Consider the following 25715-nt stretch of genomic DNA (forward strand, 5'->3'; position numbering starts at 1 on the left):
TACGGCACCATTTGATTCGCCTGCTGGGGGGCGCGTCAGGTCTCGTCGCCGTCCTGCTCTTGTTCGCCGAGGCGGCGATAGAGCGTGCGACGGCCGATGCCGAGCAAGGCAGCGGCGCGGCGTTTGTTGCCATCCACGCGCTCGAGGACATGCCGCAGGTAGCGCATTTCCAGTTCTTCGAGCGTGGGCAGCAGCGGGCCGTCGATCATCTGTTCGAGCAAAGCGTCGGCGCGCGCTTCGGGCGGGCTTTCCTGGTACTGGGCGATGCGCGCCGGCAGGTGTTCCAGCTCGATGCTGCGCCCGTGGCAGAAGGTCACGGCGCGCTCCATGGCGTTCTGCAATTCACGCACATTGCCCGGGAACGGGTAGCGCTTGAGTTGCTCCAGGGCCGCGCGCGACAGGCCACGTACCGGGCGCCCGTCGCGCGCAGCGAAATGCGCGACGAAGCCGGCGGCGAGCAGCTCGCGGTCTTCCTCGCGGTCGCGCAGTGGGGGCACCTGCAGGATGAAGGTCTCCAGACGGAAGAACAGGTCCTCGCGGAAGGAAGCACGCCCAGCGGCAGTCTCCAGTGGGCGGTTGCTAGCAGCGATGATGCGCACGTCGACGCTCAGTTCGCGCTCGCCGCCAACCGGCCGGATAGTGCCCTCCTGCAATACCCTGAGCAGCTTGGCCTGCAGCGGCATGGGCATTTCGCCGATTTCGTCCAGGAACAGGGTGCCGCCGTCGGCCTGCTGGAACAGCCCCTTGTGCGCCCGGTTGGCACCGGTGAAAGCGCCGGCGGTGTGACCGAAGAACTCGCTTTCCAGCAGCTCCGCCGGGAGCCCTGCGCAGTTGATCGCGAGAAAGGGCCGCCCGGCCCGGTCGCTCTCGGCGTGCACAGCGCGGGCGACCAACTCCTTGCCGGTGCCGCTCTCGCCAATCACCAGAACCGGGCCGGCAGCACGCGCCAGTTGGCGGATCTGGTCGAACAGGCTGCGCATGACCCGGCTGCGGCCGAGCATGCCGTGGAAGCGGTCATCGCTGAGCAGCTGTTGAAAGCGTCGCACTTCATCACGCAGCCGCCGCGTTTCGAGCGCACGCGAGACGGCCAGGCCGAGATGATCCAGGTCTAGCGGCTTGGTGAGAAACTCGTCCGCACCTTCCTTGAGGGCCGCGACCGCCTGTTGAATGCTGCCGAACGCGGTGACCACAAGGAACGCCGGTGCCGCCTGCATCGCCTTGACCCGCCTGAGCAACGCCATGCCATCAGCGCCCGGCAGGCGCAGGTCGCTGACGACCAGATCCGGCTCCCACCCTTCGAGCAGCGGCACGGCCTCTTCGGCGCTCGGCACCGCACGCACCTGCAGCGCCCGGTCTTCCAGCTCCTCGACCAGCAACTGCCGCAGCCCGTCGTCATCCTCCACCACGAGCACCCGTTGCGGGGCGCTGTCATCCGTTTGCATCAGGTCCTTCCTCACTGGCCAAGGCCAGATAAATACGAAACGCCGCGCCGCCCAGCGGGCTATCGACCAGTTCGATGCGACCGCCGCTTTCGGCGACCACGCCGTGTGCTACCGCCAGACCCAACCCGCTACCCTTGCCTACCGGCTTGGTGGTGAAGAAGGGCTCGAACAGCGCAGCGCGGTCCGCTTCGGCGACGCCGGGGCCATCGTCCTCAACCTGAAACAGCAGGCATTCGGCCTCCTGCCACCAGCGCAACCGGACCTGCCCGCCGGGGCTGGCCTGCGCCGCGTTGCGCAGCAGATTGGTCAGCGCCTGCTCGAAGCGTGGCGGATCGACCTCGCAATGCAGCGCCTCGGCGGGTGCCTCAACCTGCAACCGCACCTCGAGGCTGGCCAGTTCATCGGCAACCGCGGCGGCCGCCGAATGCGCCAGCACCTCGGCCGGCATGCGCCGCACCGGACGGCCCGCGGCCCGCCCGAAGTCGAGCAACTGGCGCACGATGCCACTCAGGCGCTGCACCTGGCTGCGGATCTGCAGCAGGCCTTTGCGCTGGCCATCGTCCAACGTCTCGCTGCGCAATACGCGCTGGGCCTTGCCGTCGATCACGCTGAGCGGGCTGCCCAGTTCATGGGCCACACCCGCCGCCAGTCGGCCCACCGCGGCTAACTGCTGCGAGCGGCGCAAACGCGCTTCGAGCTCAGCCTCGCGGGCTTTCTGCTCGGCCATCTGCTGTTCGGCTTCGGCGATGCTGTCGAGCATCTGGTTGAGTGACTGGCCGAGCGCGGCGATTTCCGCCGGCCCGGTGTACGGCGCGCGGTGCTGGCGATCGCCACGGGCGACCCGCGCCATGCTCTGCGTGAGCCGCTGCAGGTGCCGGCCAACCGCCGACCAGTGGCCGAACAGCACGATGCCCACCGCCAGCAGCGACAGCAGCGCGGATGACAATCCGGCGATCAGCCGCAGGCGCCGCGTGTCGCGCTCGAAGTCGCTCCAGCGCCGGGTAACCTGCAACAGCCCGTTGATCCGCCCGCCGCTCTGCTCCAACGGCAGGAAATAGGAGTACACCTCCTGCCCACGGATGCGCTGGTAGCCACCGCGCCGCCGTCCGTCGGCGGTCAGTGCCTGGATCGAAGACTGGTCCTGGTCGGGCTCCACCGCACCGGCATAGGCGACCAGCTCGCCGTCATCGTCGTACAGGTAGGCGCCGTAGACCCGGCCCACACCGAGCACGGATTCGAGCACCTGTTGCATGGTGCGGTCGTGCTTGCGCTCCAGGCTGTCGCTCAGCGGCAGCCGCACGGCACGCGCCACCAGCTCGACCTCTTCCTGCAGGCGCCGCTCGCTGTTGCGCTCGACGGTCCAGAGCATGAGGTAACTGAAACCGAACATGATCGCCACCAGCGGGACGACCACTTTGAGTACCAGCGCGCCGCGCAAGCTGGGCAACCGCTGCCAAAGTGCTACATGTGCCATTTTGGCACTCTAATAGAAGCGGTACATTGCGTCGACCTTACCGAGACAAACGGCAAAATCGGCCGTATTTCAGCTATTTAGTGGATCGGTACGGTCCTGGCATGGAGACTGCAACTCGCTCGATGCATTTTCCAAGCGAAGGATATGAACATGACCAAGCTGAACACCCGCGTCGTTTCCGCCAGCCTTTTCGCCCTGCTGATGGCCGCTGGCGCCTCTCAGGTTTCGGCTCAGCAAGCCACCCAGGCCCCGGCACCGCAGCAGGCGCCCTCGATGCAAGCTGCAGACATCAGCGACAAGAAGCTGGAGAAGTTCGCCGATTCGCTGGGCGAAATCATGGAGATCCGTCAGGACTTCACCGCCAAGCTGGAGAAGACCGGTGACCCGGCCGAAGCGCAGCAGCTGCAGCAGGAAGCCAACGAGAAGATGATGAACACCGTGCAGGACAACGACCTGAGCATCGAGGAGTACAACGCGATCAACCAGGCCGTGCAGAACGATCCGAAGCTGCGCGACAAGGTCATTTCGATGATCCAGAGCTAAGGCTCGTCGAAACGCAAAAGCCCGGCTCTTCAGCCGGGCTTTTTCATATCTGGCTAGCGCGTATCAGTGGCTGCGCTGCGCCAGCCCCTTGAGGAAATTACGCAGCAGCTGATCGCCGCAGACCCGGTAATTGCTGTGCCCGGCTTTGCGGAACAGCGCATTGAGCTCGGGCTTCGAAACTGGGAAGTCGACTGAGTTGAGGATCGCGTGCATGTCGTCTTCCTTGAGCTCGAAGGCCACACGCAGCTTTTTCAGCACCATGTTATTGGTCACCGGCAGCTCGATGGGCGGCGTCGGCCGGCTTTCATCCTTGCCGCGCTTGTAGATCACCAGCCCATCGAGGAAGTGCGCCATGATCCGGTCCGGGCAGGGCTTGAAACCGGCCTCGTCATCTTTTTTCAGATAGGCGAAGGCTTCGGCGTCCGGAATCTCGCAACCGGTCAGCCGGGTGATCTCGGCAATCTTCGCGTCGTTGACGTTGAGGATGTAGCGCACGCTGCGCATCACATCGTTGTTGAGCATGAACAGTCCTTCATTGATGGCCGACCTTGCGGCACCGCCTGCCGAGTGTCGCCGGAATTGGCGCCGTGCGCCTGGGCACGGTTGTGGCGCGCGAGTATAGGGGATTGGGCGTTGATCATGAAAAGCAGCCGGTCTGCCGCCTACTGCGGGAGTTCGACCGACACCTTGATCGCCGAGTACCAGCTCGTCACCGCGGCGATGTCCTCGTCGCTGAGGGCGGCGGCGATCACGCTCATTTGCGGATGCTTGCGCTCGCCGGAGCGGAACGCCTTGAGCTGGCGGGCCAGATAGAGCTGCCCATTGCCCGCCAGGTTCGGCGCATCGGCAACCTTGCTCAGGCCGTCGAGCCCGTGGCAGGCCGCGCACATCTTCGCCTTGGTGCGGCCTGCCTCGAGGTCCGCGGCTCTGGCCTCGCCCGCGAAGACCAGGGTCAGCAACGCCAGCCAGGGGATCAGCCGATGGCGGGTATCTCTGCGCATGCGAGCACTCCTCTCGATTGCAGACAGGGCTATCGAGGCCGGGCGAGGCCCGGCCAACGGGCCAATCAGTCCGCGCCGCCCTGGTAGGAAATCCGGTAGATGGCGCCGGCGGTGTCGTCACTGACCAGCAGCGACCCGTCCTTGAGCTGCGCCACATCGACGATGCGCCCGTAGTATTCGCCGGTGTCCTCATCCAGCCAGCCTTCAGCGAAGGGGATGGTTTCGCCACTCGGCCCGCTCCCGTCGGCCTTGAAGGGCGTGAACATTACCCGTGCGCCGGCTGGCTCGGTGCGGTTCCAGCTGCCGCGCTGGGCGCTGAACAGCCCACCCCGGTATTGCTCGGGAAATTGCTTGCCTGTGTAGAACGTCAGGCCCATGTCGGCGGCGTGGGCCACCGTTTCGACCACCGGGAAGGTCAACCCCTCCGGTGGGGTGTCATCGGCGTATTCGTTGGTACGCACCTGGCCGCCACCGTACCAGGGCATGCCGAACTGCATGCCCGCCTTGGGCGCATGGTTGATCTCACCAGGCGGGATGTCGTCGCCCATGCCGTCGACCTGGTTGTCGGTAAACCAGAGCTCCTTGGTCTGCGGGTGGTAGGTGATGCCCACCGAGTTGCGCACACCGGTGGCGTATACCTCGCGTTTGCTGCCGTCGCGCTCCATGCGCACGATGCCGCCGATGCCATGCTTCTCGTACAACTCCAGTTTGTCCTTGGGCGGCACGTTGTGTGGCTGGCCGAGCGAGATGGTCAGCTTGTTGTCCGGGCCGATGGCGCAGACGCGCGCGCCGTGGTTGTAGCTTTCTTCGTCGGTCGGGATCAGCTTGCCGGTGGGCACTACGATATCGGCAGCCACGTCCGGCCCCTCGTAAAAGAACTCGGCAGCCGGGAAGACCAGCACTCGATTGTGCTCGGCCACGAAGAGGAAACCATCAGGGCTGAAGCACGGGCCTGGCTGGGTGAAATCGATGGCCGGCGCGAAACGCTTCACTTCATCAGCCTTGCGATTCTTGGTGCGATCGGTGACCGCCCACAGATCGGTTTTGCGAGTACCAACGAACACCACCCCGCTGGACGGCCCCACCGCCATGTGCCGCGCGTCCGGCACCACGGCGTACAGCTCGATCTTGAAGCCCTCCGGCAGCTTGATCCGTTCAAGATTGGCGCGAATGGCGTCAGCGACCTCGCCGGTTTGCGGGACGGTCTCCATTTCCAGCGACTGACCGGTGGTTTTCATCGCGCGCATCCGCTCGAGCGCTTCGTCGCTGGTCGGCGCGGCCTGGGCAAGTCCGGACAGAGACAAGATCAGGGCACTCGCTGCGCTCAAGGCAAAGGGAACGTATTTCATGGGTATCGACCTCATGAGAAGTCGTCTCGCGGGACGACGTTTATTGTTGTTGTGCCCGACCTCGCCTTTGCGGCTGCGCAAACGAGCCTGAGCCCTCCCTGAGCGTAGCGTCATCCTTGGGCTTTACCAGACACCACGAGCGAGGAGAGAGGCGCTGGGCACGCTCGTTGATTTCGGCAAATCGCGACTGGCCCTCGGTAATCACGCGACTAAGCTTGCAAGATTGTGTTTCAAAGTATTTCAACAAGACGGAATCTACCCCGGATCCGCCAAGCTCCGAAGAGGACATGACCGTGAAGAGAACCACACTCGCCGTTGGCGCCTTGCTTGCCTGCAGCCACGCCTGGGCCATAACCCCGGGCACGCATTGGGACTACTCAGGCGAGGCCGGGCCGGACAACTGGGCCAAGCTGACCCCCGAATTCCAAGCCTGTGCCGGCAAGAACCAGTCGCCGGTCGACCTAGACGGCTTCATCGAAGCCGAGCTCACACCGCTGAAGCTCAGCTATACCGCCGGCGCCAGCGAGGCGGCCAATAACGGCCATACCGTCCAGGTGGCCTACGAGCCCGGCAGCACCCTGACCCTGGACGGCAAGCCCTATCAGCTGATCCAGTTTCACTTCCACATGCCCAGCGAAAACCTGATCAAGGGCCAGTCCTATCCGCTGGAAGGGCATCTCGTGCATTCAGACGAGTCAGGCAACCTGGCCGTGCTGGCGGTGATGTTCAAGGAGGGCAAGCTGAACCCGGTGCTGGCCAGCCTCTGGAAAGCACCGCCTGCCGAAGGTCAGAAACAACCGGTATCGCCCCGCGTCAACATTCGCGATCTGTTACCGAAAAGCCTGGATTACTACCGCTTCAACGGCTCGCTCACCACGCCGCCTTGCTCCGAAGGTGTCCGCTGGCTTGTGCTCAAGCAGCCTGTCATCGCCTCGCATGAGCAGATCGACGCCCTGACCAAGGCCGTCGGCCATGCCAACAATCGCCCACTGCAACCTGTGAACGCGCGCCCGATTCTGCAATAACCGGCCTGAACCGACCGGCCGTCGCACCCGCGGCGGTCGGTGTACCCTGCACACCCTGGCTTCATGACAGCCCCGCCGGCCACCGCTACACTGCGCGCCGCGCGAGCCACCCGGTTTCGCCGCGTCGCCACCTTACCTCTGCCGGGGCCACCGGCCAGGACCTGTCATGATTCGCATCACCGAACTGCAACTGCCCCTCGACCATCCCGCCGAGGCCCTTCGCCACGCCATCACCGCGCGCCTGGGTATCAAGGATGCCGAGCTGCTCGACTTCACCGTATTCAAGCGCAGCTACGACGCGCGCAAGAAGAACAGCGAGATCACCTTCGTCTACATCATCGACGCCAGCGTGGCGGACGAGGCCAAGGTGCTGGCGCGCCTGGCGGACGACCGCAACATCCGCGTGGCGCCGGACACCGGCTACTACCCGGTCGGCCGGGCGCCGGAAGGGCTGAGCGAACGGCCACTGGTGATCGGCTTCGGTCCCTGCGGCCTGTTCGCCGCATTGACGCTGGCGCAGATGGGCTTCCGCCCGATCGTGCTGGAGCGCGGCCGTGACGTGCGCAGCCGCACCAAGGACACCTGGGCGCTGTGGCGCAAGAAGGTACTGAGCCCCGAATCCAACGTGCAGTTCGGCGAAGGCGGTGCGGGGCTGTTCTCCGACGGCAAGCTCTACAGCCAGATCAAGGACCCAAAGTTCTACGGCCGCAAGGTCATGCACGAGTTCGTCCGCGCTGGCGCGCCGGAAGAGATCATGTTCGTTAGCAAGCCGCACATCGGCACCTTCCGCCTGACCGGCGTGGTCTCGACCATGCGCGAAGAGATCAAGGCGCTGGGTGGTGAGGTTCGGTTCGACAGCCGGGTGGTCGACTTCATCATCGAGGGCGGCCGCATTCAGGGCGTGCGCATGGCCGATGGCCAGGAACTGCGTAGCCGCTACGTGGTGCTCGCCCTCGGTCACAGCTCGCGTGACACCTTCCGCGTGCTGCAAGAGCGCGGCGTCTATATCGAGGCCAAGCCCTTCGCCGTGGGCTTTCGCATCGAGCACCCGCAATCGCTCATCGACCAGGCGCGCCTGGGCAAGTACGCCGGCCACCCGGAACTGGGCGCCGCCGACTACAAGCTGGTCTACCACGCCAAGAACGGCCGCGCGGTCTACAGCTTCTGCATGTGCCCGGGCGGAACCGTGGTGGCGGCGACCTCCGAGCCGGAGCGTGTGGTGACCAACGGCATGAGCCAATACTCGCGCAACGAGCGCAATGCCAACGCCGGCATCGTCGTCGGCATCAACCCGGAAGAGGACTTCCCCGGCGGCCCGCTGGCCGGTGTCGAGCTGCAGGAACGGCTGGAATCGCGCGCCTTCGAGCTGGGCGGGCGCGATTACTGCGCGCCGGGGCAGCTGGTGGGCGACTTCATTCGGGGCAAGCCGTCGAGCGCATTCGGCGACGTCGAGCCGTCCTACAAGCCCGGCGTGAAGCTGGGCGACCTGGCGCCGTCGCTGCCCGATTACGTGATCGAGGCCATCCGCGAAGCGTTGCCGGCCTTCGGCAAACAGATCCGCGGATTCGATCGCGCCGATGCCGTACTCACCGGCATCGAGACGCGCACCTCTTCGCCGGTACGCATCAAGCGCGACAACGAGTCGCTACAGAGCCTCAACACCCGCGGCCTTTACCCAGCCGGAGAGGGAGCCGGATACGCCGGCGGCATCCTCTCGGCCGGCGTCGACGGGATCAAGGTCGCCGAAGCCGTCGCCACGGCGATGCTGGCCGATCTCGAAGCCTGACCGTCACGGGCGAATGGCGATGCCCTTCGCCCGTTTCTGACCGATGCCTTTTCCACCGCTAAATCAGCGTGTTCCGGTTTCGAACGCCCCCCGCCTCATCCGCCCCATAAATAAAACAGTGATCGTTTTCGGCCGAGGCATGTCGACCCTTTCATAGACATTCCCGACGCGGCGGACCGCAGCAAACCGCCGAAACGAGACGAAACGGGAGGCGAAAGGTGGCGAAAGCAGCAAAGATCCTCGGGATCGTGCTGGCAGTGTTTGTGCTGTTTCTGGCTGGGGCGGCCATGCTGATCCAGACGCAATGGGCCCGTAACCAGCTCGAAGATCAGTTGAGTCAGCGATTGGACGGTCGGTCAGTGGACATCGGCAGTCTCGACATCGGCTGGGGCTCGCCGCTGGTCATCCGCGCCAGCGATATCAAGATCGCCAACCCCGAGTGGGCAGAGCAACGCTACCTACTGGAACTCGACGCGCTGAGAGCCGAGCTTGCCGTAGGCGAGCTGTTGACCGGCAATCTGGGCTTGCAGTTGGTCGCGCTGAATCGGCCGCAGGTCCACCTCTCCCGGCGAGCCGACGGCCAGTCCAACTGGTCGGTGCTGATGAGCAACACGGACTCCAAAGAACAGCAAACCACTCTCCACCCCGACACCATCCAAATCGACAACGGCAGGCTGACCTATGACGACGAGGCTCTGAATGCCGACCTGGCCTTCGATATCTCAACGCGGGGTGACGGTGCCAAAGGGGCCTTGGCGATCGAAGGCAGCGGCGAGGTGCAGGGCAAACCCCTGGAGCTGAGCCTGACGGGCGCGCCGCCGGCCAAAGCCTTGGCCGAAGGCAGGCCGTATGCCGTAACGTTGAATGCCCGGTTGGGTGAGATCCGCGCACATTTCGACGGCGAGGCCGAGCAGGTTCCGCAGATGGACGGCCTGAATGGCACGCTGAGCCTGAGCGCACCGGACTCTGCCGAGCTGATCAGCTTCGACAACCCCGCTTTTGACGTACCGGGATTCGAGCTTACGGCGGCTCTGCGGCACGACGACCAGCGCTGGGCCTTGGATGATATCGATCTGCGTACCGGCGGCAGCCAGCTTCGTGGATCCCTAATGGCCGAGCTAGGGGAGCCTCCAGCGCTGAACGTCCAGCTTCAGGGCGATGAACTGGATCTCAATCGATGGGGCGTGATGCGCCTGCTGGAAGCCAAGCGAAACGGCTCGGCCGCCGAACCGAATGGAACCTTGCAGCAGCAGATACAGGATCTTCTGCAGCCATTGCGCCGCTACCGTGGCGAGGCCGATATCCGCCTGGATCGGCTTCGTTATGGCGATACCTCATTGACTGGCCTGGCGCTCAAGGGCTCGCTGGCCGAATTACAGCTGGACGTCAAACAGCTGCGTGCCGCCCAAGCTGAAGGCGCCATCAGTGCCAGCGGTACCTTTGACGCCAGTAAGGCCTCGCTCAGTGGGGAAATCGATTTAACCCTGGAAGCGTTCGACCTCGGCCAGGCCCTCGCACCACTGGGGTATCCGGGGCTCGGTACGCTGGATGGCGAGCTGCATGCCCGCGTGGCCGATGCTGCCGCCCAACTGAGCGACACGCATCTGCGCTACGACGCCCCCGCGCAAAGTCTAGGTGTCGAACTCGACGCCAAGTCGACCGACTCGGGCCTGCACCTGACAGGCGACGCCTGGCGCAACCAGGTGCCGCTGCATTTCGAATTGAACACGGGCGCGCTGCAGACGCTTTTCGACGACGGGTCCTTTCCTGTCGGAGGCACGGTGCGTTCAGGCGAGAGCCAACTGAGCCTCGACGGCCATATTCGGGATCCTCTTCAGTTCGAGGCTGCAGAGGCCAGGGTGTCGCTTGAGGGCGCCGACCTGGCCCGCCTCGATGCGCTGAGCGGCTTGAATCTTCCCTCACTCGGCCAATACTCGCTGAACGGCCAACTGAGCTGGAAAGATCACCAGCTGCGCCTACAGTCGCTCGACGGGCGCTGGGGTAGAAGCGACCTGAGCGGGGATGTCCGCCTGAGCCTGGCGGGCCGGCCAATGCTCTGGGCCAACCTGTACTCCAACACCCTGCGCATCCGCGATCTCAAATCGCCCGACAACTCGGAAACGTCGTCAGACGGGCAGGTGTTCTCAAGCAAGCCGCTGGGGCTCGATGCGCTGCGAGGCCGAGACGCGATCATTCGCTACAAAGCTGAAGAAGTGATAGCCCGAGACGTTCCGCTGGATGCGGTGGAGCTGAAGGCCGAACTAGACGACGGCGTATTGGTGATCGAGCCTTTGCACCTGGCGATTGGCAAGGGCACCGCGGAAGGCCGGCTGCGTATCGATGCCCGACCGGACCAACCGACCGGCGAGCTGCACCTGTCGATCGACAGCGTCAATCTCACTCCAGTACTCAAGCACGTGGATCTTTCAAAGGTCGCACAGGACTCGGCTGGCACCCTCGGTGGCCGGCTGGATATCGATTTTGCCGGCGCATCCCTGGGTGAAATGGCCGCGGATTTGCGCGGTAAATTCGAGTTAGCGATGTCGGGTGGCCGTCTCGACTGGCTGGCGGTTGAATTACTCGGTCTTGATGCTGGCGAATCGGCGGTTGCTGCACTGGTCGATGCTGACCAGGTCGCGATGAACTGTGCCTACCTGCACTTCGATGCGAACCAGGGCATAGCCAAGCTCGCGCATTTCTTCGTGAATACGACTGACAGCAACATCACCGGAGGAGGTGAAATCGAGCTCGGCACCGAGGCGTTGGACCTCGTATTCGAAACCCACTCCAAGGATTTCAGCCCGCTATCCGGAAACGCACCCGTGCAGTTGAAGGGCACGCTCAGCGATCCCCAGGTCAGCGTCGTGACCGATCAACTTGTTGCCAAGGCCGTAGCCAGTGTCGTGGGTGCGGTAGTGACTCCGCCCTTGGCGATCCTGCCTTGGGTCGAGCCCGGTTTGGGCGAGGGCTCAGGCATGGGATGTCGAAAAGCCCTGAACGCATTCGAGCGCAACTGAGCGAAAACTTTCTCGCGCCGTTCAGTGCGGCTCGGTCATCAGCCTCTCAACAGTGCCTTCGGCCTGCAGGTGCTCGAAGGCGGCCTGAGTGCGTAGCACGGTGTCGTCGTCGGTCTTCGGGCTATAAGCCATATACAGCCGCGTCGCGGCGTCGGGCGTGAAGACTTTCTCGACGCTGGCGGGGTCGATACCGGCCTCCTGGCAGAGGCTGAGCATGTCTCGCTCGGGCATCGGCACGAGATCAACCTGGCCGTTGAGCAAGCGCCGGAAGTTGTCGCTGTTGTGCGCCGTCACCACGATCTTGCTGAAGCCATTGGCCTGCAGGTACTGGTGGCGAACGTCGTCACGCAATACGCCGATGCGGTAAGCCTTGGCGGCGTCTAGGTCCGGCACCTGAATGTTTTTGCGGTCGCGCAGTTTGTAGAAGTGATATTCGATGCGCATGATCTCGCCGACCCAGCGAAACAGCGGCTCGCGCTCGGAGGTGCGGGCGATCAGGTAGATCAGCACGCCGGGCTCGCGCAGCGCCATGTCATAGGCGCGCGCCCAGGGGTAGACCGTCATCTGATAGTCACCAACGGCTGCGCGCTCCAGCGTGGCACGCACGACCGCACTGGCCGAGCCGGCCACCTGCCCGTTCTGCAGGTAGCTGTAGGCGGTTTCCTCGGTGACCACGCGCAATGGGCCGGCCTGCGCCGCGCTACCAAGCAACCCCAGGGAAAGTGCGATCCAGGCGAACGGGTGCATCGTGCGGTCCTCGGCAGCTAGTAAGCAATGCGGTTGCGGCCGCCGGCCTTGGCCCGGTAAAGGGCCTCGTCCGCCTGGCGCAACAGTTGATCGAATTGGTCCATGGCGCTGGCATCGAATGCCGCCAGGCCGACGCTCAGCGTCACATTTGGCGAGACGTCCGACGCGGCGTGCGGCACGTCCCTCTCCGCCAGGCAGTGCTGCAGCCGCGAGGACGCGCGATGCGCAGCCTCAAGATCGACACCCGGCAGAAGCACCACGAACTCCTCGCCGCCCAGCCGCGCAACCACCTCGCCAGCGCGGGCAAACACCGACTTGAGGGTGTCAGCGACCACGCGCAGGCACTGGTCGCCTTGTGCATGGCCGTAGTGGTCGTTGTAGCGCTTGAAGAAATCCACGTCGCACATCAGCACCGTCAGCGGCTGGCCGAGGCGCATGGCGCGGCGAAACTCGACTTCCTTGATCTCGTCGAAATGCCGGCGATTGGCCAGGCCGGTAAGTGGATCGCTACGCGACAGCTCTTCGAGCTGTACATTGGCCGCGCGCAGCTCGGCGGTGCGTTCTTCCACCAGCTCGGCCAGCCGGTCGCGGTGCGCAGCCAGCGCCTGCTCATCCTGATGCTGTCGCTCGAGGTACGCTGACAGCTTGGCCTGCAGGCCGTTGACGCCCTCTTCGAGCAGGCTCAGCTCGTCACGGCGCCTGGGCGAGCGATCCAGCCGCAGGCGCTGGTCGAGGTTTTCCGGCGCCAGCGCGGTCAGGTGGCGGGCGATCCGGCGCACATGCAGCGTCACGCTGCGGTTGAACATCCACATGATCAGCCCCGCCAGCAACAGTGACTGGATGAGCTGGGTGATGACGATATCGGTGACTTCCGCGAGCAACCGCTCCCAGAGCACGCCTTCGTGCCCTTCCAGCGTCAGCTTGCCGACCGTTTCGCGTGCACCGGCGTAGGGTTCATAAGTCAGCGGATGCCGCAGCCGCGGCGCGCGATGGTCGCCCGGCTGAACGGCCCGCTGCCGCTCGATGATTTCCGGAGCACGCCCGGCGCGAATGATCTGCAGCTCCACACGCCCAATGGGCGCGGCCCTGGCGACGCTGTCGAGCTGGGTCTGCAGCGCGTCGCTGTCCATTTCCCAGATGGCCTTCGCCAGGTTGCTCTGGAACACCTGATCGATCAGCACCAGTTCGGCGTTCATCGCGGCCAGGCTCTTATGCCAGGCCGACCAGGTGCGCACCCCGACGGTCACCAGGGTGAACAACAAGCAGAAACCGAGCGTCGCGAGTACTAAACGCCGGCCGAGCGAATGGCTTCCATGCGTGGAGTCGATCAACTCCGGCCCGGGTGCGGTGCCCACGTCACTGCCACCTGCGCATGATTGCTTCGTAGCGGCCATCAGCCCGCACTCGTTCGAGCGCTTGGCTCATCCGTTGCACCAACACATCATCCGTCTGGCGGCTGAAGGCCATTCCCAATGAATTCCGTTGCCCGCCGAGGTCAACAGCCAGTTGCGGCACGGCCCGCTGTTCCGGGTCGCCAGTGCCCTGCCGAACGAGCCAGTGAGCGTTCAGGTCATTGGAAATCCACAGCTGGACACGCCCTTCCTTGAGCTTGGCGTAGTTGTGCTCGTATTTATTGCTCGACTGGAGATTCTTGCCGATCGCGAAACCGTGAGCGATCAGGTACTGCTCACCGACATCGTCTTTCACGGTGGCGATCTGATACTGGCGAGCGTCGTCGAGTGTTTTGAGGTGGTAGTCGGTACCGGGTAACGAGAACAAGTGCATCTTCATTTCGAAGAAGGGTCCGACCCACTTGAATAAGGCCTCGCGCTCGGGAGTGCGAGCGATGGAATAGATCAGAACGTTCTCGCCATGAAGCGCAAGGTCATACGCCCGTGCCCAAGGCATCGCGCGAATGGTTGCCTGCACCCCGGCCTCTGCAAGCGTCGCCTCTACAATCTCGGTCGCCATACCGGTCAATTTGCCATCGACCGTCATGTTGTACGGCGGCAACTCCTCGGTCACCACCGTGATGGTGTGGGCGGATGCCAAGGTGGCATAGCCCGTCGAGGCCAGCAGGGCCAGGGCGACGCTCAGACGGCGGAGCAGGCGAGAACTCATGGGGCAACCTCGAGGGGTTTGTCGAAACCCGGGCGTGCAACCTGGATACCGGCCACCATACTGCCATCCTCCGGATTTGCTTCATCAGTCTTTTTTCGGCGCCACCTATGCGGACTTGAACCCGGTGCGGCCGCTTTCGCCGCAGTCCGACGTACGGCATGTCTTCAGGCACGCCGGCGGTACCGGTGGCACCTCGCGCACGGGTTGAAAGGAGGGGAAAGGCACCCTGGCACGATGGGGCGTTGCCGGCCAGAACGACTCAGGGGCGCTGACGCTTGTGCTCGAAGGCTTCGACACACGCGGGCAGATCGTAGAAGCGAGGCGTACCGCCGGCACGGTTGCCATTTTCGCCAACTGTCTTGCGCTGGCATTCGGTATCGGCTCGGCTGTTGCGCGTACTCCTCATGCAATCTTCGAACGCCGCCTCGCGCAGCGGTGCCAGCTTGACCTCCCGAGCGGCCTCGCAGCGCTGATCCAGTTCGGCCTGGCGCGTGTCGAATGCATCCCGATCCTTCTGAAACCCCGCTTGCGCCTGCGTGGCCAACAGGCCTAGCAGCACTACAACCAATCTTCCCTGCGTCATGGCAACACTCCCGTGTTCGGATAAGACGGCGAGCATGACGCGAGGAAGGAAACCGAACAAGCTAGCCGCACTTTACTGCGGCTTTTCGAGGCCCGTTGCCTTGACCGTCTCGAGTGCCTGCTCCGAACCCAGATAATCCAATAGCGCCTGCGCCTTCTGCGGGTGCTCGGCCCTGTTCACCACGCCACCGGCAAAACGCGTCACCGATTGCAGCGACTCGGGAATTTTGCCAATGAAATGAGCACGTGGCTCGGCCAGCAACTCGCTGACCTGCTGGAAACCCAGTGCGTAGTCGCCATCGGCCACCGCGGTCGCCACCGGCTTGTTTCGTACGCGGTGCCCTTTGCCTTGCATTTGCGCCTCGATACCAAGCCGTTTGAACAGCTCGCGTTCGATATAGTCGCCGCTCGCACTGTCCGAATAAGCCACCGAGTCGGCTTGAAGCAAGGCCGCTCGCAGTTGCGCCTCGGTGTCGATCCGAGGAACGGGCGCACCGTCCCGTACGACCGCACCGATCCGCGAATCGGCCAGTTCCACGCGGGATTCTGGTCGCACGACGCCCTGTTCGATCAGCTTGTCGAGGGCATAGCCCACCATGATCACTAAATCGGCCGGTTCGCCACGTGCGAGTCGGTTGGGAATGGATTGTTCGGACGCGCCCATCGACGGGCCGCGTACGGTGGTAATCGTGTCGCCCTCATGCGCGGCATAACGAGGCGAGAGTTGCTGGTGCGGGGCATGGAACCCACCGGAGATCATCACCCTGATCTCCTCGGCGTAGGTGAGACAAGGCAGTAGCGACAGCACGGCAGCGGCAACGAACGGCTTGGCAAAGCGGGGCATGATGAGCTCCTGTGGTTGTTGTTGTGGAGGCTCGCCCCGCGCTCGACGCGCAGGGCTGGGAAGGCACGAGGCCCGTCAGGCCTGGTCGGGCAGCGGCGTCCGCCGGGTCCGGCGACGAAGTTGCTTGGCGCCGATCCAGGCCAGCAACAGGAAGGTGATGGCCAGGCAGGTTGCACTGATGGGCCTTTCGAAAAAGGTCAGCGGGTCGCCACGCGACAACAGCATGGCGCGACGGAAGTTCTCTTCCACCATCGGCCCGAGCACGTAGCCCAGCAGGATCGGCGCGGGCTGGAAGCCGAGTCGCACGGCCAGGTAGCCGAACAAACCGATCGCCAGCACCACGCCGACATCGAAGAGGCTGTTGTGTGTGCTGTACACGCCGATGGAAATGAAGAACAGCACGCAGGGGAAGACGATGCGGTACGGCACCGAAAGCAGGCGCGTCCAGATACCGACGAGCGGGATGTTCAGTACCAGCAAGAGCAGGTTGCCGACCCAGAAGCTGGCAATCAGGCCCCAGAACACATCCGGGTGCTCACTGATGAGCTGTGGGCCGGGCTGGATGTTGTGGATCATCAATGCGCCGAGCATGAGCGCCATGGTCGCGTCGCCCGGAATACCCAGCGTCATGGTCGGAATGAAGGCCGTCTGCGCCGCCGCGTTGTTACAGGACTCCGGGCCTGCCACACCTTCGATGGCGCCCTTGCCGAAGCGTGATGGGTCGCGTGCCAGCTTCTTTTCCACCGCGTAGGAAATGAACGAGGCCACTGCCGACCCGGTGCCCGGCAGGGTGCCGAAGAACGAGCCGATCCCTGCCCCGCGCACCACTGGCAACGCCGCCTGCTTCACCTCGGCACCGGACAGACGCATCGACATTTTTCCGCCCACCGCTTCGCCCGTGCCGATTCGGTTCACGCCGCGCAGCACGTCGGCGATACCGAATAGCCCCATGGCCAGGGCAACCAGCGCGATACCGTCACTCAGATGCTCCAGACCGAGCGTAAAGCGCATCACGCCGGAATTGACGTCGGTGCCCACCAGACCGAACACCAGGCCAATCAGAACGCTGGCGATCCCCTTGAGCGGCGAGCCGCTGGAGAGCGTCGACGCCGCGATCAGGCCGAGCAACATCAGGCCGAAGTATTCGGCCGGACCGAATTCGAAGGCAACCTGCGCCAGGTAGGGCGAGAACAGCGTCATCAGCACGATGCCGAAGGATGCGCCGAGGAAAGAAGCGAGCATCGCCGTCAGCAGGGCCTGCCCTGCCCTGCCCTGCTTGGCCATGGGGTGGCCGTCGAGACAGGTCACGGCGTGCGAGGCCACACCCGGCAAGTTCAGCAGGATCGAGGTAGTCGCGCCGCCATACTGGGCGCCGTAGTAAAGGCCGGCGAGCATCATCAGTGCGCCGGTCGGGTCCAGCGTGTAGGTGATCGGCAGCAACATCGAAATCGCCGCCAGCGCCCCGATACCGGGCAGCACACCCAGCAGGTTGCCAATGAACACGCCGATGAAGCAGTACAGCAGATTGGTGGGTTGCAGCGCGACGCCGAAGCCGCCCAACAGACTCTGGAGAATGTCCATGCTCAAAACCCGCGCAGCAAGGGGAACTGGATCTGCAGCCCGTAGGCGAACACCAGTACCGCGATGACCGTCATGCACAGGGCGAGCACGGCGGCGGCTCGGGGCGAATTGTCGCGATCGCCCAGGGCCGAAATGAAGATCAGGGCGAAGGTCGCCGGGACCAGCCCGGCATAGGCGCCCAGCACGATGAAGGCAAGCATGCCGCCGATTACACAGGCCCAACCCCGATACTGCGGCGGCCCGGTGTCTTCATCTTCTTGGGTACCAGGCGTTACCAGCAGCAGCGCGCCGATGAACAGCAGCAGCGCCCCGAGCACCATCGGGAAATAGCCAGGGCCCATCCGGGCGGATGAGCCGGCGTCATAATTCAGCGAGCCAAGCAGAGTGCCCAGCCCGATCAGCAGGACCAGGCCGCTGGAGGCCAGCTGCCGCCGGTTGGAAAGCAGATTCATCGGAGCCTCGTCTGTTCGCATCGAGGGGCGCAGCGGTCGAAGACCGGCTGGCCATGGCAGCGGCCAGCCCATCACGGGCCGACCGCAGGACGGTCAATCCGCGCGGATGCCGGCCTTCTTGATGACAGCGGTCCACTTGTCTCGCTCGGCTTCCACGAACTGCTGGAATTCCTCCGGCGAGCCGGAGGCGATGACCACGCCCAGTTCATCGAGACGTTTGCGCGTCGCATCGTCCTTCAAGGCGGCCTGCAGCGCGGCGTTCTGTTGCGCGATGGTCTCGACGGGAATGCCCTTGGGACCGACCAGCCCCCACCAGACGGCGGCCGTGCTGTTGGGGTGACCCAGCGAAGTCACCGTCGGCAGGTCTGGCAGCAGGGCGTTCGGCTTGTCGTCGAGCACGGCCAGGGCGCGCAGCTTGCCCGCCTTGATGTGGCCGACAACTTCGGTGGGATTGATCGACATGAACGAAATCCGTCCGCCAATCAGGTCGGTGATCGCGGGCGAACCGCCCTTGTAAGGAATGTGCAGCGCCTCGAAGCCGCCGTCCTGCTTGAGCAACTCGCTTGCCATGTGGCCCGAGCTGCCATTGCCGGCCGAGGCGTAGGTCAGTGCTTCCGGATCCTTGCGGCCGGCTTCGATCAGCTCATCGAGAGTCTGGTAGGGCGAATCCTGCGGCACCACCACGACAAGCGGCGCGTAACCGATCTGGCCGATGGTGACGAAATCCTTCGCCGGATCGAAGCTCAGGTTCGAATATAGCGCCGCATTGCTTGCCAGCGTGTTTGAAGCGGTGAGCAGCATGGTGCCGTCCGGCTTCGCGGTGGCCACGGCGGCCGAGCCAATGTTTGTCGCCGCGCCGGGGCGATTCTCGACAATGATCGACGTACCGAGCGACTCCTCCATCTTCGGGCTGACCATGCGAGTGACGATGTCCACGCCACCGCCAGCGGCGTAGGGCACGACGATATGCACCGGCTCCGCCGCGAAGGTTGGCGCGATACTCGCTGCGGCACTCAGTAGCGCAGCCGCGAGCGAGCGAGAAAGAAAGCGAACGGTTTTCACGGTATTTGGCATTGTTATTTTTCTCCCTATACGCGGGACGGAACGTGCGCCCCGTGCTAAAAAGCATGGGCGACCCGAATTGATAGGGTCCAATACATTTTTCAGGCTCGACTTATTCGATGAGCATATAAATGGATTTCCGACAGCTTCGCTATTTCGTCGCCGTGGCCGAAGAGCTGAGCTTCAGCGCGGCCGCGAGACGTCTACACATCAGCCAGCCGCCGCTGAGCATGCAAATAAAGGCGATGGAGGACGAGCTTGGCGCGCCCCTGCTCAAGCGCACCAATCGACGGGTGGAGCTGACGCAGGCGGGGCAGCTGCTGCTCGACGAGGCACGACGCGCTCTGGCGCAGCTCGATCACGCGGGCGATGTGGTTCGGCAGGCCGTGCGCGGCGACCTGGGTGCCATCCGCATTGGCTTTACGGCGTCGGTTCCCATGTACGACGCTTTTCCGGCGATGCTCAGCCGCTACCAGACGCAACATCCTGGGGTCAGAACGCTGCTGACGCACCTGTCCACGGCGGAACAGCTACGCGCCCTGGCAGACAAGACTCTGGACGTCGGCTTTCTGCGCCCCTCCATGCTGTTCGCGCCGCCAGCGGGCATCACCGTGCATGAACTCTGGAAGGATCGACTGGTGGCGGTACTGCCGGCACACCATCCTCTGGCGCGGGACAGCCAGTCGCCGGTTGCCGTCGGGGCCCTGGCCGATGCGCCTTTCATCCTCTTCCCGCGAGGACTGGGTTGTGGCCTCTTCGAGCATGTCAGCGCGCTGGCAAGCCGCGCCGGCTTCGCCCCGCGCCTGCAACACGAGGTGCGCGAAGGCACCACCATCCTCGGCCTGGTAGCTGCCGGCATGGGCGTGTCCATCCTGCCGGACATCTACGCACGGACGGGCATCCCCGGAGTGGTCTACCGCCCCCTGGATACACAGGACGCCGCCAGCCGCCTGCTGCTGGCGCACCGCACCGGCGAGCAGACGACTTCCCCGCTGCTGGAACGTCTGCTGGGTACGGTCGTGGCCGAATAAGATCAAACGCAAAGCGTCACGAGGGCGCTTTCCTGTCTGCCGTGCGACACCTCGCTGGTCAGACCATCTCGACGAAGGCCTTTGCCGTCTCGATAGCGCCTGGCAGGGACTTGTTCAGCGCCGTGCGGTCCATGCTGTCGGCCAGCGGCCCCCTGACGGATTCAAGTGCGAGGCCGATGTCACCGTTGCTCGCCTGCAGCGCCTGCGCCAGGGCGACGCTCTGCGCGACGACATAGGGCAGCGTGCTGCCGTTGGGCGCCTGCAGCGGTCGGGCCTGGTAGGCGATGGCCTCCTGCAGCACCTTCGGCAATTGCCAGCGGCGTGCCAGCTCGGCGCCCACTTCCGGGTAGCCGAAGCCGAGCTGCAGGGTCTCGTTGGCAGCGCGACCCGGGCTGGAGGTGGCACCGCCTTCGAGGGATTCGGCCAGGTGCGGCGCGCCGGTCTGGATCAGCAGCTCGCCGATGTCGTGCAACATGCCGCAGGTAAAGGCGGTTTCGACGTCGGCTCCCACCTGCTTGGCCAGCAGCCGGCTGATGCTGGCGACAAGAAAGCTGTGGTACCAGAACGCCTTGAGATCGAAGCCGGCGTGCAGCTTGAATGCCGAGGTGAACGCTGAGGCCAGCACCAGGGTGCGCAGGGTGTTGAAGCCCAAGCGCATGGCCGCATCCTCGATGCTGGTCGACTCGCGCGCGCCGCGAAAGCGCGACGAGTTCGCCAGGCGCAGTACGCGCGCGGAAATCACCGGGTCGCAGGCAATGTTGCGAGCGACGGACTCGACGGAGGTGTTCGGGTTGTCGAATTGCTGGATCAGGTCTTGGGCGACCTTGGGTACGTTGGGAAGCTGGTGAAGATTGGCGAACAGATCGTCGAGTTGCATGGGGGCGGGCTCCTGGTGGAATGACGTCCCCAAACACATCGGGTTACATCTGCCTTTCTTCAGCGTCAGCAGACGGCCGGTCATGCGCGGAGCTGCCTTTCGTCGGAATCCCCCTCGCCTCCACTCCGTTGGGCAAAAAGGGCGCAGCCGTTCAAATCCGGGCGCGCACCTGCCGCGGGCTGATGCCGAACTGGCGCTTGAACGCCGTGGCGAAATTAGCCGCACTGTTGTAACCCGCGCGCCACGCCGCATCGGTGACGGTAGCGCCCTCACGCTCCAGCGCTTCACGTGCCGACTGCAGGCGCCTCGCTCGCTGGTATTCGAAGATGGTCATCCCTTTGAACTGCCGGAACTCGCGCTGCAGCGTCGTCGCGTTAACGCCGACCTCCCGCGCGATCTGATCGAGTGTCCAACCGTCTGCCTCGCCGCTGTCGAGCCGCTCGACAAGTTTTTGCAGCCGTCGGAATGCCTGCGGCCGCAGCCCTTGCTCAACCGTGGAGCCATCGCCGAGGCTGACCAGGGCCTCGCAAGCGATGTCCAGTGCTCGGCTTTCCAGGTACAGGCCGGCGAGCAACGCATCGTAGCGCGGTGGATTGAGCATTTGGTCCGCCAGCGACAGCAGCCGCGGCGAGGGCTTCCAGATGCGTGGCGCGAGATGACTGTCCATGAATCGGCGTAGCGCACCGTCACTGGCGCAACCGCTTTCGCCGCGGCCCTGGAACCATTCCGGTGTCAAACTCACCACCAACTTGCGGATGTGGCTGCCGCGCCGCGCCTGACGGCGAAACAGCACCGGCTCGTTCATCGACACCGCAACGCCCTCCGGCGCGCGGCGGCCAGTCGCCTGCCCGAGCGTCAGCGACAGATCGCCGTAATGAACCTGACTCTGCCCCTGCAGGAACAGCACGAACGACAGCCGCGGCCCAACGGTGTTCTCCGTAACGAAATCCTGCAGCTCCTCGCAATCGGCCCAGTGCAGCGACAAACCGTCGCGCAGATGCGCCCATTTCACCCGACCGTAAAACAATCGATCGTCGTCGTTGTTGTTAGGCAGGCGAAGCCCCGTGCGGCTTGCCGCCGGCAGTTCATCGCCACGGATGATGTGATCAGGTTGGTTCATGCAGTGCTGCGCCTCGAACGCGATGGATCGCAAAGCAAATGTTGGCTAACGCAAAGGTTTCGCCAAGCGGACGCTGGCAGACTACGCGCCGACATCTTTTGATGCAAATCATTATCATTAAGCGACAGGAACGCTTGCCAACCGCGTTCTCGCCGCTGCGCCAGGAGCCGCCCATGGACAGAATCCTCCGCACATCACGCCTAGGCCAGCACGCCCGCCCCCTGCTGCTCGTGAGCCTTCTCGCGCCCTTCCCGCTCAGCGCATTAGCGCAAGGCGTGGCGGACGCTGACGAACCCGTCCAGCTGGAAAGCATCACTGTCGAGGGCAACCGCCTCTACGACATGCCGCCCTCCGAGCAGAGCGGCGGCTACACCGTGCCGGCCGCCACCGTCGGGACCAAGACGCCCGCCGAGCTACGCGATATCCCGCAGTCGATCAGCGTCTATACCAGCGACTACATCCGCGACCGCCAATTCGTGAACCTCGACGACCTGGCCAAATACTCCACGGGCCTGCGCACCCTGACCAACGACAGCGGCCGCTCCTCCATCTACGCCCGCGGCTACGAATACGACGAGTTCAATATCGACGGCCTGCCGGCACCCATGGCCAGCATCAACGGCACCGTGCCGTCGCTGTCGCCGTTCGACCGCGTTGAGGTGATGCGTGGCCCGTCTGGGCTGTTCAACAGCACCAGCGAACTGGGCGGCATCGTCAACATGGTGCGCAAGCGCCCGACCGAGGTATTCCAAGGCAGCGTCACCGGCCGCTACGGCAGCTGGGACACGAACTACCTCGAAGCCGATCTCTCGGGCCCGCTGGACGAGCAAGGCCGTATCCGCGGCCGTACCGTTATCTCCCGTGCCGACACCAATGGCGAGGTCGACTACAACGCCAATACAAGCGAAAGCTTCTACGGCGCCCTGGACATCGACCTGACCGACGCCACGGTCATGTCCTTCGGGCTGATCCACCAGACAAAGGACATCGTTCCGCATAACGGCTACCCAACCGACGCCGAAGGCAACCTGCTTAGCTACAGCCGCTCATCCTTCTACGGCTCGGACTGGAACGACTTCAACGGCCGTACCACCGATGTCATCGCCGAGCTGACCCACCGCTTCGACAATGGCGGCTATGGCCGCGTCGCCGTTCGTGGGTCCAAGCGCGACACCGATTACCTGTACAGCTACACCAGCACCGGCGTCAGCGCGACGGGCACTTCGCGAGCCGTGGCCATCGGCCGCGAGACCGAGCAGGACACCCTGTCGATCGACGCCAGCTACAGCCAGCCGTTCGAGTTGCTCGGCCAGGTCAGCGAGTTTGTCATCGGCACCGACTACAAGCACTACGACGGCAAGTACGTCAACGGCAGCCAGGTGCTGGGCAACATCGATGTCGCCACCTACGACCCGGGCCGGTTCGCCGAACCGGACATGGCCTACAGCACCCGCGTCGACTCCGATGAAAAGGAAACCGGCCTCTACGCCAAGCTGACCTTCCGCCCAGTCGAGCGCCTGGCACTCATCGGTGGCGCGCGGCTGAGCCGCTACGAGGGCGAAAGCACCACGACCAGCCTGACCAATGGCAGCGTCAATAGCGGGCAATCCGAAGATAACGGCCGCGTTACACCGTACGGCGGCTTGGTCTACGACCTGGACGACAGGCATGCGCTGTATGCCAGCTACTCCCAGGTATTCAAGCCACAGACCGAGGTCGGCGCCGATGGCCGGGTCATCGATCCGCGCGAAGGCGAGCAGTACGAACTGGGCATCAAGGGCAGCTACTTCGGCGGCGACCTCAACGCCCGCGTGACCGCTTTTCAGATGACCGACAAGAACCGCGCCACCGACGCCGACGGCCAGTCCTCCACCATCGACTATGTTGCAGCCGGCAAAACCCGAATCCGCGGGGGCGAATTCGAGGTCAGCGGCTACCTGACTCCGCAGTGGGAACTGCTGGCCGGCTACACCTACATGAAGACCGAGACGTTGTCGGGCGACGAGAACGCGATCTTCACCCTGATGCCGCGCCACCAGGCCTCGCTGTGGACCACTTACACCCTTGATGGCGGCGCGCTGAACGGCCTGGGCATCGGTGGTGGCGTCACGGCCATGAGCGACTTCTCCGTCACCCGCAACGACATCACCCTGAGCGCGCCCGGCTACGCGGTGGTCGATGCCAAACTGTCCTACCCGATAACCGACAAGCTGACCGCAACGCTCGACGCCAACAACCTGCTCGACCGCAAGTACTATTCGCGCGTCGGCAGCGTCGGCACCTTCAACTTCTACGGCCCGTCGCGCAGCTTTACCGTCGGCGCCCGCTACGCGTTCTGATCCACCTGGCCGTCGGCCCTCGATGGGGTGCCGACGGCCCCGTCATGGAGATACCCATGCCCCAGTTCCATGCCCAGGTGCCCACGCCGCGCGCCCTGCGCAACATGACGCGGCTGTGCAAGCACTTCGCTCATAAGGCCGACGTCACCATTACCGGATCCGACGCGCACTGCAGCTTCGCCTTTGGGCAATGCGACATGCACGCCACGGAAGATCAGCTCGTGATCGACTGCCAGGCCGAGACCGACGAGGCGCAAAAGCGCCTGCGCTTCGTGCTCGCCGATCACGTCTACCGCTTCTCCGGGGAAGAGGCGCTGCAGATCGATTGGCGGGACGGGCCGCTCCCCACGCGCGCGGCGGACGCATGATGCGCTCGCTCGTGGCCCTGCTCGCCTGCGTCGGCCTCGCCGCCCACGCCACGGCCGATGACGCCTGGCAGCCGGTCCAGCTGCCGCACGCGGTGCAGCACGACATCCACTCGCAGCGCACGGACCGCGACTACCGTATCTACATCGCCGAGCCGCGCCAGGCGCCGCCACCGGGTGGCTATCCAGTGCTCTACGTGCTCGACGGCAATGCCCTGTTCCCCGGCCTGGCAATCCAGGCCCAAGCCTTGGAAGACCGCCCCGACCCGAACCTGCGCGACTCCGTGCTGGTGGTCGGCATCGGCTACCCGGGCGAAGCGCTTTATCAATTCAAGGCGCGCGCCGAGGACTACACCCCCGACGCGGAGGACCGTCAACGCCTGCCCGGCCGTGAGCCGCCGCCGGCGGGTGGCGCCGAGGACTTCCTCGCTTTCATCCAAACCGAGCTCAAGCCGCTGATCTCCGGGCGCTACCCGGTCAACGCACAGGCGCAGACGTTGTTCGGTCACTCCTACGGCGGCCTGTTCACGCTCTATACGCTGCTCAACCAGCCACAGACCTTTCAGGGTTACGTCGCGGCCAGCCCGTCGATCTGGTGGTACAAGGGCTACATCGACCGTACGCTGGCCGGCTTCGAACGCCACGCCGCCGAGCGGCGCCTCGCCGCACGCTTGCTGGTCACGGCCGGCAGTGCGGAAGAGCCGCCCGTGGACGACCCACTGACCGACCCACGCCAGCAGCACATGGCCGAGCGGCGGATGATCGGACACGCGCGTGACCTGACCGAGCGCCTGAGCACGGTGCCGGGCCTGGACGTCCGCTTCGTGCTCAACCCCGATGCCAACCACGGCACCAATAGCTTCCATAGCGCCATCGAAGCGCTGGAGTTGGCCACGGTCGTCGGCCGCATGGCACGCCCGGTAGAAGACGACTGACAGCGGCGGATGAGAACCGGCC

The 25715-nt window shown here is 64.4% G+C and carries 23 protein-coding genes; 8 read left to right on the plus strand and 15 right to left on the minus strand.

All coding sequences use genetic code 11. The features are described from left to right. Positions 1–35: 35 nt before the first annotated feature. Together KXR72_RS13480 and KXR72_RS13485 are read right to left on the minus strand one after the other, a co-directional pair. Positions 36–1442, minus strand: a complete 1407-nt coding sequence (locus tag KXR72_RS13480) for a sigma-54-dependent transcriptional regulator (RefSeq protein ID WP_437421602.1) — start codon at positions 1440–1442, stop codon at positions 36–38. After that, positions 1429–2916, minus strand: coding sequence for an ATP-binding protein (locus KXR72_RS13485; protein ID WP_437421603.1), 1488 nt, complete (start codon positions 2914–2916; stop codon positions 1429–1431). Before KXR72_RS13485 ends, KXR72_RS13480 begins: the two co-directional genes overlap by 14 nt. 150 nt (positions 2917–3066) lie before the next feature. Between KXR72_RS13485 and KXR72_RS13490 the strand changes: the two genes are divergently transcribed. Continuing rightward, on the plus strand, positions 3067–3459 hold the full coding sequence (locus KXR72_RS13490; RefSeq protein ID WP_437421604.1) for a DUF4168 domain-containing protein: 393 nt from the start codon (positions 3067–3069) through the stop codon (positions 3457–3459). A gap of 63 nt (positions 3460–3522) precedes the next feature. Here the strand turns inward: KXR72_RS13490 and KXR72_RS13495 are convergent, their stop codons facing one another. From KXR72_RS13495 to KXR72_RS13505, 3 genes are all read right to left on the minus strand, one after another. Then, a complete protein-coding gene (locus tag KXR72_RS13495; RefSeq protein ID WP_437421605.1) occupies positions 3523–3981 on the minus strand; it encodes a DUF1456 family protein in 459 nt (152 codons plus the stop codon). 140 nt (positions 3982–4121) lie between these two features. Further along, entirely contained in the window at positions 4122–4460 is a 339-nt protein-coding gene (locus KXR72_RS13500) for a c-type cytochrome (protein WP_437421606.1), read from the minus strand. A 65-nt stretch (positions 4461–4525) separates the two neighbouring features. Next, a complete protein-coding gene (locus tag KXR72_RS13505; protein WP_437421607.1) occupies positions 4526–5809 on the minus strand; it encodes a PQQ-dependent sugar dehydrogenase in 1284 nt (427 codons plus the stop codon). A gap of 287 nt (positions 5810–6096) precedes the next feature. Here KXR72_RS13505 and KXR72_RS13510 point away from each other — a divergent pair, with 287 nt between their 5' ends. The 3 genes from KXR72_RS13510 (at position 6097) to KXR72_RS13520 (ending at position 11637) form a co-directional block, all read left to right on the plus strand. Beyond that, positions 6097–6834, plus strand: coding sequence for a carbonic anhydrase (locus tag KXR72_RS13510; RefSeq protein ID WP_437421608.1), 738 nt, complete (start codon positions 6097–6099; stop codon positions 6832–6834). A 166-nt stretch (positions 6835–7000) separates the two neighbouring features. Then, on the plus strand, positions 7001–8620 hold the full coding sequence (locus KXR72_RS13515; RefSeq protein ID WP_437421609.1) for an NAD(P)/FAD-dependent oxidoreductase: 1620 nt from the start codon (positions 7001–7003) through the stop codon (positions 8618–8620). Positions 8621–8838: 218 nt separating this feature from the next. Beyond that, positions 8839–11637 carry an AsmA family protein gene (locus tag KXR72_RS13520; RefSeq protein WP_437421610.1) on the plus strand — a complete coding sequence of 933 codons (2799 nt, stop codon included), beginning with the start codon at positions 8839–8841 and terminating at the stop codon, positions 11635–11637. A gap of 21 nt (positions 11638–11658) precedes the next feature. On the opposite strand, the gene KXR72_RS13525 is transcribed toward KXR72_RS13520, so the two are convergent. From KXR72_RS13525 to KXR72_RS13560, 8 genes are all read right to left on the minus strand, one after another. Next, positions 11659–12384, minus strand: a complete 726-nt coding sequence (locus tag KXR72_RS13525) for a substrate-binding periplasmic protein (protein WP_437421611.1) — start codon at positions 12382–12384, stop codon at positions 11659–11661. 17 nt (positions 12385–12401) lie between these two features. Beyond that, entirely contained in the window at positions 12402–13739 is a 1338-nt protein-coding gene (locus tag KXR72_RS13530) for a diguanylate cyclase domain-containing protein (protein WP_437421612.1), read from the minus strand. A 1-nt stretch (position 13740) separates the two neighbouring features. Continuing rightward, on the minus strand, positions 13741–14505 hold the full coding sequence (locus KXR72_RS13535) for a substrate-binding periplasmic protein (protein WP_437421613.1): 765 nt from the start codon (positions 14503–14505) through the stop codon (positions 13741–13743). 259 nt (positions 14506–14764) lie between these two features. Then, on the minus strand, positions 14765–15088 hold the full coding sequence (locus KXR72_RS13540; protein WP_437421614.1) for a hypothetical protein: 324 nt from the start codon (positions 15086–15088) through the stop codon (positions 14765–14767). A 72-nt stretch (positions 15089–15160) separates the two neighbouring features. Beyond that, entirely contained in the window at positions 15161–15931 is a 771-nt protein-coding gene (locus KXR72_RS13545; RefSeq protein WP_437421615.1) for a substrate-binding domain-containing protein, read from the minus strand. Positions 15932–16006: 75 nt separating this feature from the next. Further along, positions 16007–17512: a tripartite tricarboxylate transporter permease gene (locus KXR72_RS13550; RefSeq protein ID WP_437421616.1), complete on the minus strand. Its 1506-nt coding sequence runs from the start codon at positions 17510–17512 to the stop codon at positions 16007–16009. Between the two features lie 2 nt (positions 17513–17514). Next, positions 17515–17964: a tripartite tricarboxylate transporter TctB family protein gene (locus KXR72_RS13555; RefSeq protein WP_437421617.1), complete on the minus strand. Its 450-nt coding sequence runs from the start codon at positions 17962–17964 to the stop codon at positions 17515–17517. A gap of 93 nt (positions 17965–18057) precedes the next feature. After that, positions 18058–19038, minus strand: a complete 981-nt coding sequence (locus tag KXR72_RS13560; RefSeq protein ID WP_437421618.1) for a Bug family tripartite tricarboxylate transporter substrate binding protein — start codon at positions 19036–19038, stop codon at positions 18058–18060. 119 nt (positions 19039–19157) lie between these two features. Between KXR72_RS13560 and KXR72_RS13565 the strand changes: the two genes are divergently transcribed. Next, positions 19158–20057: a LysR substrate-binding domain-containing protein gene (locus KXR72_RS13565; protein ID WP_437421619.1), complete on the plus strand. Its 900-nt coding sequence runs from the start codon at positions 19158–19160 to the stop codon at positions 20055–20057. 58 nt (positions 20058–20115) lie between these two features. Here KXR72_RS13565 and KXR72_RS13570 read toward each other — a convergent pair whose 3' ends face one another. After that, the gene (locus KXR72_RS13570; protein ID WP_437421620.1) at positions 20116–20934 is read right to left on the minus strand and encodes an HDOD domain-containing protein; all 819 of its coding nucleotides are present in this window, start codon (positions 20932–20934) and stop codon (positions 20116–20118) included. Positions 20935–21085: 151 nt separating this feature from the next. Continuing rightward, complete coding sequence (locus tag KXR72_RS13575; protein WP_437421621.1) at positions 21086–22054, minus strand: helix-turn-helix transcriptional regulator; 969 nt, start codon at positions 22052–22054, stop codon at positions 21086–21088. A gap of 173 nt (positions 22055–22227) precedes the next feature. On the opposite strand from KXR72_RS13575, the gene KXR72_RS13580 reads away from it, so the two are divergent. The 3 genes from KXR72_RS13580 to KXR72_RS13590 are packed head-to-tail and all read left to right on the plus strand — an operon-like array spanning position 22228 to position 25693. Next, positions 22228–24393 (plus strand): TonB-dependent siderophore receptor, encoded by a 2166-nt coding sequence (locus KXR72_RS13580; RefSeq protein WP_437421622.1) that lies wholly within the window; start codon positions 22228–22230, stop codon positions 24391–24393. 56 nt (positions 24394–24449) lie between these two features. Then, positions 24450–24761: a DUF2218 domain-containing protein gene (locus KXR72_RS13585; RefSeq protein ID WP_437421623.1), complete on the plus strand. Its 312-nt coding sequence runs from the start codon at positions 24450–24452 to the stop codon at positions 24759–24761. Continuing rightward, on the plus strand, positions 24758–25693 hold the full coding sequence (locus KXR72_RS13590; protein ID WP_437421624.1) for an alpha/beta hydrolase: 936 nt from the start codon (positions 24758–24760) through the stop codon (positions 25691–25693). Before KXR72_RS13585 ends, KXR72_RS13590 begins: the two co-directional genes overlap by 4 nt. The last annotated feature ends 22 nt before the right edge of the window (positions 25694–25715 follow it).

This window comes from Stutzerimonas chloritidismutans (genome assembly GCF_051486945.1).
In the GTDB taxonomy this organism is placed as follows: Bacteria; Pseudomonadota; Gammaproteobacteria; order Pseudomonadales; family Pseudomonadaceae; genus Stutzerimonas; species Stutzerimonas chloritidismutans_B.

Bases quoted from the DNA above. Each gene is read 5' to 3' on its own strand.
- KXR72_RS13480 (WP_437421602.1), bottom strand. From the start codon at position 1,442: ATGCAAACGGATGACAGCGCCCCGCAACGGGTGCTCGTGGTGGAGGAT.
- KXR72_RS13485 (WP_437421603.1), bottom strand. From the start codon at position 2,916: ATGGCACATGTAGCACTTTGGCAGCGGTTGCCCAGCTTGCGCGGCGCG.
- KXR72_RS13490 (WP_437421604.1), top strand. From the start codon at position 3,067: ATGACCAAGCTGAACACCCGCGTCGTTTCCGCCAGCCTTTTCGCCCTG.
- KXR72_RS13495 (WP_437421605.1), bottom strand. From the start codon at position 3,981: ATGCTCAACAACGATGTGATGCGCAGCGTGCGCTACATCCTCAACGTC.
- KXR72_RS13500 (WP_437421606.1), bottom strand. From the start codon at position 4,460: ATGCGCAGAGATACCCGCCATCGGCTGATCCCCTGGCTGGCGTTGCTG.
- KXR72_RS13505 (WP_437421607.1), bottom strand. From the start codon at position 5,809: ATGAAATACGTTCCCTTTGCCTTGAGCGCAGCGAGTGCCCTGATCTTG.
- KXR72_RS13510 (WP_437421608.1), top strand. From the start codon at position 6,097: ATGACCGTGAAGAGAACCACACTCGCCGTTGGCGCCTTGCTTGCCTGC.
- KXR72_RS13515 (WP_437421609.1), top strand. From the start codon at position 7,001: ATGATTCGCATCACCGAACTGCAACTGCCCCTCGACCATCCCGCCGAG.
- KXR72_RS13525 (WP_437421611.1), bottom strand. From the start codon at position 12,384: ATGCACCCGTTCGCCTGGATCGCACTTTCCCTGGGGTTGCTTGGTAGC.
- KXR72_RS13535 (WP_437421613.1), bottom strand. From the start codon at position 14,505: ATGAGTTCTCGCCTGCTCCGCCGTCTGAGCGTCGCCCTGGCCCTGCTG.
- KXR72_RS13540 (WP_437421614.1), bottom strand. From the start codon at position 15,088: ATGACGCAGGGAAGATTGGTTGTAGTGCTGCTAGGCCTGTTGGCCACG.
- KXR72_RS13545 (WP_437421615.1), bottom strand. From the start codon at position 15,931: ATGCCCCGCTTTGCCAAGCCGTTCGTTGCCGCTGCCGTGCTGTCGCTA.
- KXR72_RS13550 (WP_437421616.1), bottom strand. From the start codon at position 17,512: ATGGACATTCTCCAGAGTCTGTTGGGCGGCTTCGGCGTCGCGCTGCAA.
- KXR72_RS13555 (WP_437421617.1), bottom strand. From the start codon at position 17,964: ATGAATCTGCTTTCCAACCGGCGGCAGCTGGCCTCCAGCGGCCTGGTC.
- KXR72_RS13560 (WP_437421618.1), bottom strand. From the start codon at position 19,038: ATGCCAAATACCGTGAAAACCGTTCGCTTTCTTTCTCGCTCGCTCGCG.
- KXR72_RS13565 (WP_437421619.1), top strand. From the start codon at position 19,158: ATGGATTTCCGACAGCTTCGCTATTTCGTCGCCGTGGCCGAAGAGCTG.
- KXR72_RS13570 (WP_437421620.1), bottom strand. From the start codon at position 20,934: ATGCAACTCGACGATCTGTTCGCCAATCTTCACCAGCTTCCCAACGTA.
- KXR72_RS13575 (WP_437421621.1), bottom strand. From the start codon at position 22,054: ATGAACCAACCTGATCACATCATCCGTGGCGATGAACTGCCGGCGGCA.
- KXR72_RS13580 (WP_437421622.1), top strand. From the start codon at position 22,228: ATGGACAGAATCCTCCGCACATCACGCCTAGGCCAGCACGCCCGCCCC.
- KXR72_RS13585 (WP_437421623.1), top strand. From the start codon at position 24,450: ATGCCCCAGTTCCATGCCCAGGTGCCCACGCCGCGCGCCCTGCGCAAC.
- KXR72_RS13590 (WP_437421624.1), top strand. From the start codon at position 24,758: ATGATGCGCTCGCTCGTGGCCCTGCTCGCCTGCGTCGGCCTCGCCGCC.